Raw genomic sequence first — 13,700 nt, forward strand, 5'->3', positions numbered from 1 at the left:
GGCCAGCCCTCGCGGATCCGGGCGGGCGAGCAAAAGGCCGGCGGTTTTGAGGGGTTTGACATGACGGTCATGGTGAGTAAGGCAGACTAGATAGCTTGTCGTAAACAATAAGCGTTTCCCGCATTGCGGGAATGAAGGCTGGCGCATACGATCTTTACACGGGGCAATTCGCTCATCGATAATTGCATTTTTGAGATTACTTATGCGCACGCGGGTTTGCATTACGATTGACATGGAGTTCAGCATCGGAGGGGCATTCCGGGATGCCGCTTTCGAGCCGGTCTCTGAACCTGCGGTGTGGTGCAATTCCGGCGGACGCTCGGAAGGCCTGGGCTATATGCTCGACACGTTCCGCAAATACAACATCCCCACCACGTTTTTTGCGGAAACGCTCCAGCGCACCTATTTCAAGCACGACCCCATGCGCGAGATCGTACGTCGTGTACATGGCGACGGCCATGAAGTGCAATTGCATACCCATCCGTGCTGGACGGTTTTCCGCGACGGCAACTGGCGCAGCCGGATCCCGATTCCCGATGGCTGCGATGATTTCAACGGCATGGCGGTGGACGAGTCGGCCAGCCTGCTGGAACAGGGCCTGGAAGCGTTCAGCGACTGGAATCTTCCCCGCCCGACCGCTTTCCGCAGCGGCAATCTGCAACATGATGACAACCTGTACCAGGCGCTGGCCCGGGTCGGGATACCGTACGCCTCCAATGTGGGCCTGGCCATTTATGACTCCGGCAATCCCAACTACAAGCTATACAGCGGTCGCCATGAACGGCATGGCGTACAGGAATACCCCGTCCTGACATTTTCTGACTGGAATATGGGCGGCTTGCAGCACTTGAAATCGCTGACCATTGCCGGCACCAGTTTTCAGGAAACAGCCACGCTGCTGGACGAGGCAAACCGGATGCAAATCCCGCTGGTGGTGATCCTGACCCACCCGTTTGAATTCGTGCACAAGCGCGACCTGGGCTTCAAGCACCTGAGCCGGCACCACCTGACCCAGCGCCGCCTGTTGCAGCTATGTCAATTCCTGGCGTTACACAACGACCGCTTCGAAGCTTCCGGTTTTGCCGCCGCGGCGGAAGCATGCCAAGACATGCCATCGCATAATGTATTACTAGAAAGTAACTTCGGGCAAAGTTTGATGCGCATGGTGTCACAAGTCACCCACGATAATCTGGGCCGCCTGCGGTTGATGGCGGCCTGATCAGTCAGGACGTTCCTGTTTCGGCGCGCCGTGCAGGGACCTGACAGTGCACGTTCCGGGGCGCAATCAGGCTTGCTTTACTCCAGCACGCGCTGCGCATCCACGATATCCACCCCCTGGGTCAACCCCAGCACCCGCTCCAGCCACGGTTTATGGGTGGCCCCGACAATCACCAGCACCCGTGCCCCTGGCCGTTCGCGGAAGGAGGCCAGGATGTTGGCCGCCATGCGCAGGTTGCGGGTTTCCCAGCCCATCACGTACATGCGCCCATATTGTTGCGGCGAGTTGTCTTTCAGTGCCGCGCCGAAGTCGACGCTGCTGTAGACCTGCTGGACGTCGTGGCGGTTGATGTGGCGATACAGGGGCAGGAAGTCGGCACCGGCCAGCAATCCATCTTCCTGCTTGCGGAACGGCTCGGCCTGCGGGGCGGCGGCGTGCCACGCCTGTTCGACCGCCTTGCCGAACGCTTTTTCATCGGCCACGTCAACGTCATCGCCGGTGTGATCATCCATCGCCACCACGCGCGCCAGGCCGAGGCGGGCGGCCAGCGCCGCACCGATGACGAAGTCTTCATTGTGTTTGACGGCCAGTTGCTGCAGCATCGCGGCCAGGGGCGGGGCCAATTCTTCCGCGGCGCGGCGTTCACCTTGCGGCAGTTGCAGCCATTGCGTCACGGCGGACGCGCGTTCGTTGGCGGCCAGGAAAACCGCGGCGAGGCGGCGGCGCTGCGCCGGCGACGGTTGCGCGGGCAAGGAGGCCAGCAGCTTGTTCATTTCCGCGATGGCGGCCGGGACGTCCAGGCCGGTGGCGTCGCGCGCGGCGGCGGTATCGCGGCAATAGCCGGTGACGGAGTCCGCGTAAATTGACGGGTGGCGCAAGCCGAGGTCGCAGCCTTCGCCGGAAATCGCTTCGATCGCGATGATCTCCGGCTTGAACGCGGCCAGCTTGTCGAGCAGCGGCGCCAGCGCTTCGCGTTTGAGCTCCTTTGGGCGCTGCGACAGGTGGACGGTGCCCAGCACCAGGACCTGGCTGCGCTGGCCGGGCATGTCCCTGGCGAATCGGGTGAAATCGACCTGGGCCAGTGCCGGGGCGGACAGCAAGGTTGCGAGTAACAGCCAGCTCTTGTGCATGTGTACCTCCTCGTAGTTGGGGCATCCATTTTAGGAAGGGCGGAGGCGTCCCGCGCCCGTCATGCGACAGGCTGCGCGATCGGATGACTGGATTGTAAAAATGACAGCATGGCGCCGGGTGGCGAGAGTGACGAACCGGGCCGCCACAGGGGCGAATGCCGGCGGCGCGCGGCGAGGGCGCTGCTATACTGCGCCGCCATGAAGCCCTCGATTTCCATCCCGGCCTGGCTGCGCGCGCTGGCCGTCAACTTCGCACTGTGGGCCGTGCTGTGCGCACTGGCCGGCATCACCACCTATGGCGACGCCCAGCAGCATGGCGATACGCGCAGCTACTGGCAAATGTCGCTGGGCTGGTGGCGCGGCTATGTGGTGATGATGGTGCAAAGCTATGCGCTGTACATGGTGTGCCGCCGCTATCCCGCGCTGCTGGCCACGCCGCGCCGCATGGCGGCCAGCTACCTCGCCTATGTGGTGCTGGGCTGGCCGGCCGCCATGCTGGGGCTGGGCGCGTGGCGCACCGTGAAACTGCACCACGCGCTCACGCTCGAGAACGCCTGGGGCTACGTGGCGTCCATGTACAAGTTTGAATGGTTCGTCGGCTTTGTCCTGTTGACGATGGCGTTTGGCGCGGTGGCGGCGCTGCTGCTGTGGCGCCAGCGCCGCCAGCAAGACCATGAACTGGCGCAGGCGCGGCTGTCGCTGGAGCGCCAGCGGCTGGCGGCGCTGCGGGGCCAGCTGGAGCCGCACTTCATGTTCAATACCCTGTCCGCCATCAGCGCGCTGGTGCGCGTCGGGGACAAGCCGCTGGCGCTCGATGGCCTGGCGCGCCTGGGCGACTTGCTGCAATACGCGTTGACCACCAGCGAGCAGGACTGGATCACGCTGGAGCAGGAACTGCGATTCGTGCAGGATTACCTGGACTTGCAGCGGCTGCGCTTCGGCCCGCGCCTGCGGGTGCGCATCGATGGCGCCCAGGTGCTCGATGGCGCCATGGAGTGCCCGCCGATGCTGCTGCAGCCGCTGGTGGAAAACGCGCTGCGGCATGACCTCGAATGCCATGACGGCGACAGCGATATCGTGGTGGCGTTCGCGCTGGAGGGGCAACGGCTGCTGGTGCGGGTCAGTAATCCGGTGCCGGAGGTTGCGCGCGGGCCGGACTGGCGCGGTTCGCCGCCCCGTGCACCCGGGGCGGGCCTCGGCATCGGCTTGCGCGGCACGCGCGCCCGCTTGCAGCTGGCGTATGGCGATGCCGCGTCGCTCGAGACGCGCCACGCCGAAGGCCGCTTCGTGGCCGAGTTGCGCATTCCACGGATGGCGGCATGAGTACCGCGTTGAATGTCTTGATCGTCGACGACGAAGCCCATGCGCGCACCAATTTGCGATTGATGCTGCGGGAATTGCCAGGCTGGCAGGTGGCCGGCGAGTGCGCCGGCGCGGCGGCGGCGCGCCAGCGGCTGGCGCAGGGGGGCGTCGATGTCGTGCTGCTGGACGTGCAAATGCCACAGGAAGACGGGCTGCAACTGGCGCGCGAATGGAGCCGGCATGAGACGCCGCCGCTGGTGGTGTTTGTCACGGCGCACCGTGGCCACGCGCTGGAAGCGTTTGATGTCCATGCGCTCGACTACCTCGTCAAACCCGTCGATGAACGCCGCCTGCGGCAGGCGCTGGAGCGGGCGGCCGCCTTGCTGGACCAGCGCGCCGCGTACACGCGGGCGCTGCGCCAGTTTGCCGATCCCGCCCCGGGCTACTGGCAGGAACTGGCGGTGCGTTCGGTGGGACGCATCGACCGGGTGGCGCTGGCCGATGTGTTGTGGCTGGACAGTGCGGGCAATTACGTGGAACTGCACCTGCCAGGGCGCTCGCTGTTGCACCGCAGTCCCCTGACGGAACTGGAGCGCTACCTGGATCCGGCGGTGTTCCTGCGGATTCACCGGCGCACGCTGGTGCGGCGTGCGCAAATGCAATCCTTGCGGCAGATGCCGGAGGGCGGCTATGTCTTGGGGTTGTGCTGCGGAGCAGAGCTGTCGGTCAGCGAGCGATACGTCCCGGACGTGAAGGCGGCGCTGAATGCGCCACCCTGCAAGTTTGGCTCCGCCTAATCGTCCAGGCCCTTGCCTTCCATGATCTTCGGTATGCATTTCTCCACCCGCGACTCCCGCGTTTTCGCCTGCTTCGCGCTGGAAAAATGCAGCAGGTAGCCGCGCTGGCGGCCTGGCGTCAGCGCTTCGAACGCGGTTTTCAATTCCGGCAGCTCATCGAGCTGGACCTGGAATTCCAGCGGCATGGAAAACTCTTCGGTCTTCTTGAATTCCACTTCCTGGCCGGATTTTTCCACTTCGATGGCATCGGTCACGTACGCCTTCAGCACATGCCGCAATTCTTCCACCTGTGCCGCGCTGGTAAAGCGGATTTGCCGCCCCGATTGCACGTTGGCGGTCTGCTGCACCAGGATGGCATTGAAGTCCTTCATCAGCACCCCCTTGAAGAACAGCAGCGCGCAGTACTCCTTGAAGCCGTGGATCAGCACCACGTTCTGGCCATCCAATGTGTAGCAAGGCACGCCCCATTTCAGTTCTTCCGTCAAATCACAGTCCAGCAAGACCGTTCGCAACTTGCCATAGGCTTGCTGCCATTGCGTATCTTTGTTGAAAAACCAGTCGACTTCAGGATTCTGTCCTGTCATGGCGCACCTTTCAGGGTTGGAGTGTTAGTCGTGCGGCTTGCGTCCCGGCTTCGTTTTTGCCAGTGTCTTGGCCACCCACGTCGTCAGCGCCGCATCATCGGCCATGTTGCCCCGGTAGGCAAGGTCCGGTACGAATGGTTCGCGCGTCGCCTGCGGGGAAGCGTACAGCGCCGACGCGATATACAGCGCGCCGTTGCCGCTGGGGAGGTCGAAGCCGGCGATTTCACCATAGGGCGAATAGCCCCACGTCGGCTCGCCCAGCACCACGGTGTCGCCTATCGCGCGTACTTGCTGCAGGAAGGCCATGCACGAACTGAAGCAGTTGCGGTCGATAACGGCGGCCAGGCGCGGGCCGCCCGGGCGCTGGCGCACCTTGGCGCCCAACGCCAGGTTGTCCGCTTCGGTGGAGTCTTGCACCACGGCCAGCCGTTCGCCTTGTTGCACGGCCGTTTCCAGGCGGTGCGCGGTTTTCAAATATCTGTCGCGGGAGGCGGCATTTTCCGGCGCATCGGCAAATTGGCGGAACAGCGCGATCGAGGCCGGGGCGGCGACCAGGCGCTTGCCATACGCGGGCATCTCGCTTAGCTGCTCGCCGTAGGCGTCGCCATACAAGGCCTGCAGCGCGCGCGTGCCCCAGGTTGAATTGCCGCCGCCATTGCCCCGCAAGTCAAACACGATCCACTGTGCGGCGCGCAGTTTGGCCAGGTCCGCGTACACCTTTTCGTATGCGGCGCCGGATTTGGCGCCATCGAAATTCGGCATGCCGACCAGGTGCATGCCCTTGGCCAGCGGGTACAGCCCGGGCGCGCGGGCCTGGGCCTGGTATGTCTTGCGCACGGCGCGGATGCGCTCCATGCCGATCTCCGCCACCGGACGCAATGGCAAATCATAGCTGCGCGCACTGCCGTCGGGCAGCGTGAAGGTGCAGCGCTTTGGCGTGTGGCCCAGGCCCTGTTCGAACATCATCGATTGCGCGTGGGTGCTGGCCGCCGCGGCATACTCGGTGCTGAATTTTGAATACGGCGCGACGCTGGTTTTGATATAGGTGCCGGTCCAGACGCCGTCGCAGCTTTGCGCCACGGCGTTCACCGGCGGCAGCGCGTGCGGCCAGTCCGGTTCCGACCAGATCACGCGGTACTGGCCATCGCGCTGGTCCAGCACCACGCCGGTCCAGGCCTCGATTTTCAGGTTCAGGTTGATGCCGGTATGCGGATCGCCGAACGAGGCGATGAAGCGCATCATGGCGCGCCGGTAGTCGCGCTCCGTTTGCACCTGTTCCGCTTCGATCATGGCGCTGCGCGCGCCGATGTCCAGTGGCGCTGACGCATCGAGCTTGCCGCCGGCAACCCCGGCATGGCTGTTGCGCAAGGTGTCGATGGCGAATTGCATGTCCTGGCGGGCGGCGGCGTTCCAGCTGGTGGCGGGCGCGTTGGACGGGGTGGCGGCATGGCTGGCGGTGGCGGCCACGGATAACAGCAGGCACGGTAGTGCCGACAGGCGGACTGGCATGGTATGCAGGCTCCTCGGTTGATGGGCGGACGCGGTAGTGTTGTTGATATGCTATCGCGGCCCGCCATTGTCACCGAAGAATGTCTTATTGGCAATTATTTGCGTGCCAGCCCGATCCGCTCCGCGAAGGCCAGGATGCTGCCGGCAATCGCATCATTGTCTTCTTCCAGCGCGAAGTGGCCGGTGTCGAGCAACTGGATTTCCGCGTGGGGCAAATCGCGCTGGAAGGCCTGCGCGCCCGCTGGCGTGAACAGCGGATCGTTTTTACCCCACACCACCAGCGCTGGCGGCTGTGCCGTGCGGAAGTAGTGCTGCCATGCGCCGTATTGCGCGACATTGCTGTGGTAATCCACCAGCAAGCCTTTTTGCACGGCCTTGGCCGAAGGCTGGCCCAGCACGGCGCTGTCCAGTGTCCACGTGCCCGCATCCAGGCGTTCCGGCTGGCGCGTGCCGTGGCGGTACATGAATTGCACGCTGCCCGGGCTCAGGATTTTTTCCAGCGCCGCATCGGTCTCGGGATTAAGGCCGGCTTTCAGGGTGCGGATATTGGTGGCCAGTTTGTCCGACAAGCCTTCGTCATAGGCGTTGGCGTTCTGGATCACCAGGGCGCTGACCCGTTCCGGGTGGCGCGCCGCGATGCGGAAGCCGACCGGGCCGCCGAAGTCCTGCAGGTACAAGGCGTAGCGCTGCACGCCTTTCCTGGCCAGGAAGTGTTCCATCACGACGCTCAGCTGTTCAAAGGTGGGCGTATAGCCTGCCGGCGCCACGCTGTCGCCGCTGCCGGGATAATCCGGCGCGAGCACATGGAAGCGCTGCGCCAGTTGCGGGATCAGGTTGCGGTACATGTGCGACGACGACGGGAAACCGTGCAGCAGCACGATGGTGGGCAGCGACGGGTCGCCCGCTTCGCGGTAGGCGATCGGCAGGCCGTCCACTTCGATCATGTGGCGGCCGGCTTGCACGGTGGTTGCGGTTTGCGCGGGGGTGGCGTGGGGGGCGGTCGGCTGCGCCGCATTGACAGCGCCGGTTGCGTGGGCGGAACCAGCCAGCAGGGCGGTTGCGGCGGCGATGGCGGCGATGGCGGAAGCAAGACGGGTGGGTTTCATGCTGGGCTCCTTGTCAGGTTCAGTTCAGGTTTCGTGCTGCGATGGAGACAAGATACGCCCTGGCATTATGTTTGATAAGATAGATAATCTTATAAACACTGTGCGTCAGGAGTGGACAATGGAAGCGCTGGCCGATTTCAACCTGAACCGGTTGCTGATTTTCGTCACGGTGGTCGATGCCGGTTCGCTGACGGCGGCCGCCGCGCGGCTGGGCCTGACGAAAACCGTGGTCAGTGCGCATATCCGCAAACTGGAACAGGAAACCAGGGCGTCGCTGCTATTGCGCACCACGCGCAGCCTGAGCCTGACCGATGCGGGAGAAGTGTTTTATGAAGCCAGCAAACGCATCGTGCACGACGCGGCGCAAGCGGTGGCGCAGGCGGGACAGGCCAGCGTGGAGCCGCGCGGTTTGCTGCGCGTGACGGCGCCGATCGATTATTGCGGTCCCGTGGTGGCGGTGGCGGCGCAATTGCGGCAGCGCTATCCGGCGCTGGAAATTGAATTGCTGTCGGGCGATGGGCAGTCGGACCTGGTCAAGGAGGGGATCGACGTGGCGGTGCGCATTGGCCGCTTGCGCGATTCAGCGCTGCAGGCGGCCCGGCTGGCCGATTTCGAGGAATGGGTGGTGGCGGCGCCGTCGTTGGCGTCGTCATTGGTGCAGGGATGGCCGCGGCAGCCGGGGGAATTGGAGGCGCTGCCGTTCATCGGCCTGTCCGTGCTGCCGAAACCGTGGTCATGGACGTTTACGCGCGAAGGCGCGCACGAGCCGGTGCGGCTGCGGCAGGGCTTTACGTGCAATACCGCGCTGGCGGTGCTGGGCGCTGTGCTGCATGGCGCGGGATTTGCCATCCTGCCGCACCACGCGGTGCAAGCCCACGTGCAGGCCGGTGTGCTGGTGCGGTTGCTGCCGGATTGGACCTTGCCGGGCGGCGGCGTGCACGCGGTGTTTCCCGCCACCCGCTACCGCCCGCAAAAGACGCGCGTGTTTGTCGATGCGCTGCGCGAACTGCTCAGGTAGCCAATCAGGCCGCCAGCAAGTCATTCAAAATGACTTTTCCTTGCGCGCTCAAGTGCCCATAGGCCGTGCGGATATTGACCGGGTCGAGGCGCTGCTGGACATCGTCGAGCCAGAACACGGTCCGCACCATGCCGCCGCCGACTTGCGTGGCTTGCACTTCCACGGTTTTCACGTCCCGGTACAGGCTGTTCTGGGCATCGTAGGGCGCGGCGTCCGGCGCCAGCACGATATGAATGCGGGGGAATTCCGAGCTGGGGTAATAAAAGACCCCGTTGCGTGCGGCTTCCCAGCCGCGCTGCACCAGCACGCGGGACACCGACGGTGCGGGTTCCACTTCGGGCACCACCGGGGCATTGACGGCTGGTGGCAGGGCGGCGGGGTTGACGACGGGGGCATTGGCTGCGCCTGGGGCTGCTGGCATGGGGAACTCCTGGTTGGTGTTGGCTTGTCCCCGAAGATAGGATATTAATGTGGAGCAATTATGGAGCGGCGCCCTCCGGCGTCCAGCGCGCATAGCGCGCCAGGATGCGGTCGACCGTGCCATCGGCGCGCATCTCGGCCAGGACCTGGCTCAGTTTGCGTACGACGTCGTCCGGCGTTTCGCGGTGGCAGCCCAGGTACAAGTCGGAGTGGCCAAAGGTCAGCACCGGTACGATGCGCCCGGTCAGCCCGGCCTCGGCCGTCATGGTGGCGCCGCGCTGGCGCGACACGGCCCAGTAATCGAAGCGGCCGGCCATCAGTTTGGCCGGGTTGAGCTGGTCGGTGGAGGTCTGGTCGACGCGGAATTTGCCCGCCACCAGCCATTGCGTGATGACGTCCGATGCCGAGCCGCCGATCAGCGCCTCGCGCACCTGTTCCAGTGACGCCGGCGCGCGCTTGTCGTCGTGGCGGGCATACAGCACCCAGTCCATGCGCGCGACGGGACCGATCCAGCGGAATTTCTCTTCGCGCTCCTGCGAACGCGCCATGGAAAAGGCGCAATGTCCCGGCAACTCGAGCGCCGACTGGTAAGCGCGCGGCCACGGCGCCTGGCGCAACACGTAGGGCAGCGCGGCGCGGCGCAGCATTTCTTCGATCTGTTCGGTGGAGACGCCGACGATACGGCCATTGGCCAGCATGTTGTGCGGCGGGTCATAGGGGGCGGCCAGCAAGGTCAGCGGCGGCGCTTGCGCCCGGGCCGGCAAGGACATGCCTAGTAAAAGCAGCAATGGCAGGATGAGACGACGCATGTTCGACCCTGGTCGGCGATGGGACGCGGTCAGCCGATTATAGACTTCCCGGCTTGCGATTGAAGAGTAAGCAAGAAACTTGCAACTTCGACTGGACAGGCGGCGACCCGCTGTCTATAATGTGGCCTCTTTTCCCTGATAGCTCAGTCGGTAGAGCGACGGACTGTTAATCCGCAGGTCCCTGGTTCGAGTCCAGGTCGGGGAGCCAGAATACAAGCGGCCCCGCGAGAAATCGCGGGGCCGCTTTCGTTTGGTTATTACCCGAATATTACCCAGTTGGGGAATATTTCCCCTCGTTTCAAGTCAGCTGTCGGCGCATGAAGAAGCTTGACGACATTAGGGATGTTTCGACTTTCCAAGTCGTTCTCCTTTGTACGATGCGCAAGCCGTCTATTGCACGGATAGTCGTCGAGAAATCCTACTGACTACTTAGCCTCGCATTCAAGGGCTAACTGCCCCACACTGTCGGACAAGCTCATCAGGATTTTTGAATAGACGACCCGGTCTATGTTGGGATTCTTGAATAAGACAGTAGTTGTGATTTGCATGAGCGATATAGCCGTCATGTGCAGCGGATCCGTGAGGCCGGAGTTGCTGCGTCCAACCAGCATGAGGTGCTGCTTGGCTTCGCATGCTCCAAGAAGCTTGTTACTTGGCCTGTGGCCGCTGTGGACGTGTTGAGAAGCCCACTTATATCGTGGCCTCCAATGGTCCAATTCGACCTTTTCCTCCAAGTCTGCAAAGGTTGGCCTGAGCTTCTTGAAAGCAGGTGCTGCCCAGCCCCAGTCGCCTTCGATTTCTCCGCCAACGGCACTAACCGCGAGCGTGTACCTGGTGTCAATGTCCGCGAGTTCTTCGGCAGAGAATGGGCTCAGGTTTGCGCGTTGCGCATATTGGTTGTATTGCCTGGCCGCGCGTTTCGCTTGGAAGTCAAAATTTGCCAAGTATCGCAACGCGATAGCATCGTCGTTCTGGCTAATGAACATCCCGGTTACTGTCAACTCGTGCAGCGAGCGCCAGCGGCTTAGCGCAGCATCGGGGAATCCGCCTTTGAGTAGGTGAATGATCTCGCGTGTAATGAGAAGGGCGCGCGGGAACAACTGGCTCAAGGCCTCGAAGCGGTAATCGTTTTCGGACTGAGCTAAGGCGCGCCCCTCCTTATCGCAAGCTTCTCCGACTTCTCCAGCAATTTCCGCCATGGTTTCGAGCGCGTCGAACGCCTTTTCCCATCGCCTGAAGTTCCGCTCCTCAAAGCCTTGTTCGTTTTTTCTCAGCTCTTGCAGCATGGCAGGGGCGTTCGCCAGCAAGCCTTTAAGAACTTGTTTTGGCAGCAAGTCTAGCATGGTAGGTTCTATGGACTCTGTAATTGCGGCTTCTATTTGGGCAGGGTCTTTCAGTCCTTTCTCGATTTCGTCACGTGCGACACCAAGCAGGGTTTCAGCAAATGACTTCTCCAGCATGGAAAGCAGGGGGCTTTGATTATTAATGTCGGGCTTTCGCTTGCTCATCTGATGGGCCTGAATTTAGTGTCGAAAGTGGGTGCTGAATGCCCCTGAAGCCGAAGTCGGAGTGCCAATGCCCTACTGCTTGAGCGATCTGTTCCATTCAGCCATGGCGATTGCCATCGAGCTTTCCAGCCATTCTGCAAAGCGCTTGCTGATGGTATCGAAGGACTCCGCGTAGTTGAATTGGAACAGATCGGCGGACGCCGGATGGAGGTTGACCATTTCGACCCCAGTCTCCGTAGGAACCTTTAAGAACGTAAAGGCCGAGGCGGCGAGGATTCCCGAGTCGCTTCCGCCGTATCCATGAATCGACACGACGAAATCAAATTCCTTGTCTGTATTGATTGTCAGGCGCACCCATGAACGGTAATTGTCGAAGCTCGCGAAATAGTCGAAATGATTTGCGATCTCTACTATCTGCTTGTAAAAATAATGCCGCTGCTGAGTCGAGTCATTGTTTGCCAGCGCTACGCGGGTATAGTACCTAGCCCTATTCGGAGGCGTAAGCGCTGGGAGTTCGAGATTCAAATTGGCACTGATGCTCTTCAGTTCGCTCTCCACGTGCTCAAACAGTTTGGCCGCATGATCGTAGACAACCGAAATCTTCTGCTTTTCGTTGTTGAATTTGGATCTCAGAACCTCGAGTGCTGACTTTATGATTTGCGTAGCGTATTGGCTTTGCTGGACTTGCTGTTCCAAGCCGAGTGCCTTGAGAATCGCATCCCGCTGCCTCCGTGCGAAGAACGACACCAGCGGCTCCAGGTTGCCACCATCCGCAGCCTCTAGCGCGCCTATATATTCCTGCCTATCTGATTCCCGTACTACAAGTGGGAAAAGGCCTTCCCTCAAGAAGACGAGCGACGCGAGCGCTCTCGCTACGCGTCCGTTCCCGTCCTGAAACGGGTGAATTTGAGTGAACCGGTGATGGAGCCATGCCGCTTTCAGCTCAGGAGCGAAGACATCCTCTGATTCCCGATACATCGAAATCAGATTGCTCATTTCCTCTTGGGCCAACGCGGGTGGGCAGTAGCAGTGCACGTCTCCGTTCGGCCTTTTCGGGTTGTTCGGCTGTGATTTGTACTCACCCTTCTGCAGCGAAACCCGGATTCTCAGTCCTGTCTCGGTAATGGCGTCGGTGTAATCTTGGTGTCTAGTGAACTGGGCTTGTAGCCCTCTGATGAAGTACTCGGACAGCGGCTCATCGCCCTTGATGTAGCCGAAAAGTCCTTCTACGATGTCAAGGTGGTCATTGATCAGTGCCTGGATGTGTTCGGCGTCCTCCTTGGTGACTCCGCCCTGATGGGAAATGATCGATGCCTCAATCCCCTGTTCAATGAGGACTTCAGTTACACCTCGATCCCAAGTGTACAGCCTTTCGATTATTCCCGTTTCGATTGCCCACTCGCGCTGCAACTTCTTGATGAATTCTTTGTAAGCGCCGTCATTTTCGAGGATACCCTTCCTTTCCCTCCATACATCTGAGAGGGCCCGAAGTTCCGGGAACGGAAATGAACCCGGGCTCGGGAATGGTTGAATTCTTTCGTATTGCATGGTAAAAGGCCTTGGAAACGAGATGTTATGGGAACGCGCCATTTTGCTGTTTCGTGTGAGCTCATTTCTTCACGTAACTATTGGTAATTTAGCAGCAAGTGCCAAATTTTCCAATTTCATTTATTTTCCTTGGAACCGATCACGGCTTGGAGCGCAGCGCAAGCATGATGCATACATGGCCTTGGGAGGGGGCGATGTGATAATGGAACAGGAAATCCCGCCAATCGAGCCTTGGCCAGCGAAGGCTCATGACGCCGCGTCCAGGACGCTGTGGCTAGCCGACGCCTACGCGGAGGGTGCGCAGGTCCTTTGCGACGCCATGGCGAATGACGACTACTATCCGCAGTACACGAACACCAGGGTCATACTGCACCTCTGCCGCCACGCGACCGAGCTTTTCTTCAAGGGAGCCGTGTCGAGCAAGACCAAGGCCTCGTTCCCTAGGACCCACCGCCTGGACAAGCTCTACGCCCAATACCGCCAGCACTACCCCGACGAGAAGCACCAGCTTGACCTGCCGCTCCCGAGGGAGGTGCTGAATCCGGAGGAGGGATTGTTCCCCGGCTCGCTGGACGAGTACTCGAAGACGCACGACCAGCGTTTCCGCTATCCTATGGACGCGGATGGAAAGCCGTTCGAGGACTTCGAGCGGTTCGACGTCGCCGCGTATCGGGAGGCCATAGGCCGCTTCCGCAGGAGCCTCAATCTCATGGTCGGCAGGATAGACTTCGGGCTGAAGGCCTGACCCGG

13 protein-coding genes and 1 tRNA gene are annotated in these 13,700 nt (G+C 61.6%); 6 read left to right on the top strand and 8 right to left on the bottom strand.

The annotated features are described in order from the left end of the window. The first annotated feature begins 295 nt into the window (after positions 1 to 295). Complete coding sequence (locus AC1RRC_RS20385) at positions 296 to 1,219, top strand: polysaccharide deacetylase family protein (protein WP_493057361.1); 924 nt, start codon at positions 296 to 298, stop codon at positions 1,217 to 1,219. A 77-nt stretch (positions 1,220 to 1,296) separates the two neighbouring features. On the opposite strand, the gene AC1RRC_RS20390 is transcribed toward AC1RRC_RS20385, so the two are convergent. After that, positions 1,297 to 2,349, bottom strand: a complete 1,053-nt coding sequence (locus AC1RRC_RS20390) for a DUF5694 domain-containing protein (RefSeq protein WP_493057362.1) — start codon at positions 2,347 to 2,349, stop codon at positions 1,297 to 1,299. 198 nt (positions 2,350 to 2,547) lie between these two features. Between AC1RRC_RS20390 and AC1RRC_RS20395 the strand changes: the two genes are divergently transcribed. Both AC1RRC_RS20395 and AC1RRC_RS20400 read left to right on the top strand, forming a co-directional pair. Further along, entirely contained in the window at positions 2,548 to 3,672 is a 1,125-nt protein-coding gene (locus AC1RRC_RS20395) for a sensor histidine kinase (RefSeq protein WP_493057363.1), read from the top strand. Next, positions 3,669 to 4,448, top strand: coding sequence for a LytR/AlgR family response regulator transcription factor (locus tag AC1RRC_RS20400; RefSeq protein ID WP_493057364.1), 780 nt, complete (start codon positions 3,669 to 3,671; stop codon positions 4,446 to 4,448). The genes AC1RRC_RS20395 and AC1RRC_RS20400 overlap by 4 nt, the downstream gene beginning before the upstream one ends. On the opposite strand, the gene AC1RRC_RS20405 is transcribed toward AC1RRC_RS20400, so the two are convergent. The 3 genes from AC1RRC_RS20405 to AC1RRC_RS20415 all read right to left on the bottom strand — a co-directional run bounded on the left by AC1RRC_RS20405 (position 4,445) and on the right by AC1RRC_RS20415 (position 7,647). Beyond that, a complete protein-coding gene (locus AC1RRC_RS20405; protein WP_493057365.1) occupies positions 4,445 to 5,032 on the bottom strand; it encodes a YdeI/OmpD-associated family protein in 588 nt (195 codons plus the stop codon). The genes AC1RRC_RS20400 and AC1RRC_RS20405 overlap by 4 nt on opposite strands. A gap of 24 nt (positions 5,033 to 5,056) precedes the next feature. Further along, complete coding sequence (locus AC1RRC_RS20410) at positions 5,057 to 6,541, bottom strand: S41 family peptidase (protein ID WP_493057366.1); 1,485 nt, start codon at positions 6,539 to 6,541, stop codon at positions 5,057 to 5,059. A gap of 95 nt (positions 6,542 to 6,636) precedes the next feature. Beyond that, on the bottom strand, positions 6,637 to 7,647 hold the full coding sequence (locus AC1RRC_RS20415; RefSeq protein WP_493057367.1) for an alpha/beta fold hydrolase: 1,011 nt from the start codon (positions 7,645 to 7,647) through the stop codon (positions 6,637 to 6,639). 118 nt (positions 7,648 to 7,765) lie between these two features. Between AC1RRC_RS20415 and AC1RRC_RS20420 the strand changes: the two genes are divergently transcribed. Further along, positions 7,766 to 8,665, top strand: a complete 900-nt coding sequence (locus AC1RRC_RS20420) for a LysR family transcriptional regulator (RefSeq protein ID WP_493057368.1) — start codon at positions 7,766 to 7,768, stop codon at positions 8,663 to 8,665. A 4-nt stretch (positions 8,666 to 8,669) separates the two neighbouring features. Here the strand turns inward: AC1RRC_RS20420 and AC1RRC_RS20425 are convergent, their stop codons facing one another. Together AC1RRC_RS20425 and AC1RRC_RS20430 are read right to left on the bottom strand one after the other, a co-directional pair. After that, positions 8,670 to 9,086: a hypothetical protein gene (locus AC1RRC_RS20425; RefSeq protein ID WP_493057369.1), complete on the bottom strand. Its 417-nt coding sequence runs from the start codon at positions 9,084 to 9,086 to the stop codon at positions 8,670 to 8,672. Between the two features lie 58 nt (positions 9,087 to 9,144). Further along, positions 9,145 to 9,894: a substrate-binding periplasmic protein gene (locus tag AC1RRC_RS20430; protein ID WP_493057370.1), complete on the bottom strand. Its 750-nt coding sequence runs from the start codon at positions 9,892 to 9,894 to the stop codon at positions 9,145 to 9,147. 132 nt (positions 9,895 to 10,026) lie between these two features. On the opposite strand from AC1RRC_RS20430, the gene AC1RRC_RS20435 reads away from it, so the two are divergent. Then, positions 10,027 to 10,102: transfer RNA gene (locus tag AC1RRC_RS20435), tRNA-Asn, on the top strand. Positions 10,103 to 10,319: 217 nt separating this feature from the next. On the opposite strand, the gene AC1RRC_RS20440 is transcribed toward AC1RRC_RS20435, so the two are convergent. Together AC1RRC_RS20440 and AC1RRC_RS20445 are read right to left on the bottom strand one after the other, a co-directional pair. Continuing rightward, positions 10,320 to 11,402 (bottom strand): DUF5677 domain-containing protein, encoded by a 1,083-nt coding sequence (locus tag AC1RRC_RS20440; RefSeq protein WP_493057371.1) that lies wholly within the window; start codon positions 11,400 to 11,402, stop codon positions 10,320 to 10,322. Between the two features lie 72 nt (positions 11,403 to 11,474). After that, positions 11,475 to 12,950, bottom strand: coding sequence for a Fic family protein (locus AC1RRC_RS20445; protein ID WP_493057372.1), 1,476 nt, complete (start codon positions 12,948 to 12,950; stop codon positions 11,475 to 11,477). Between the two features lie 202 nt (positions 12,951 to 13,152). On the opposite strand from AC1RRC_RS20445, the gene AC1RRC_RS20450 reads away from it, so the two are divergent. Next, complete coding sequence (locus tag AC1RRC_RS20450) at positions 13,153 to 13,695, top strand: hypothetical protein (RefSeq protein ID WP_493057373.1); 543 nt, start codon at positions 13,153 to 13,155, stop codon at positions 13,693 to 13,695. Positions 13,696 to 13,700: the final 5 nt, after the last annotated feature.

The sequence above is a fragment of the Pseudoduganella sp. GW821-FHT12E03 genome, assembly GCF_058807115.1.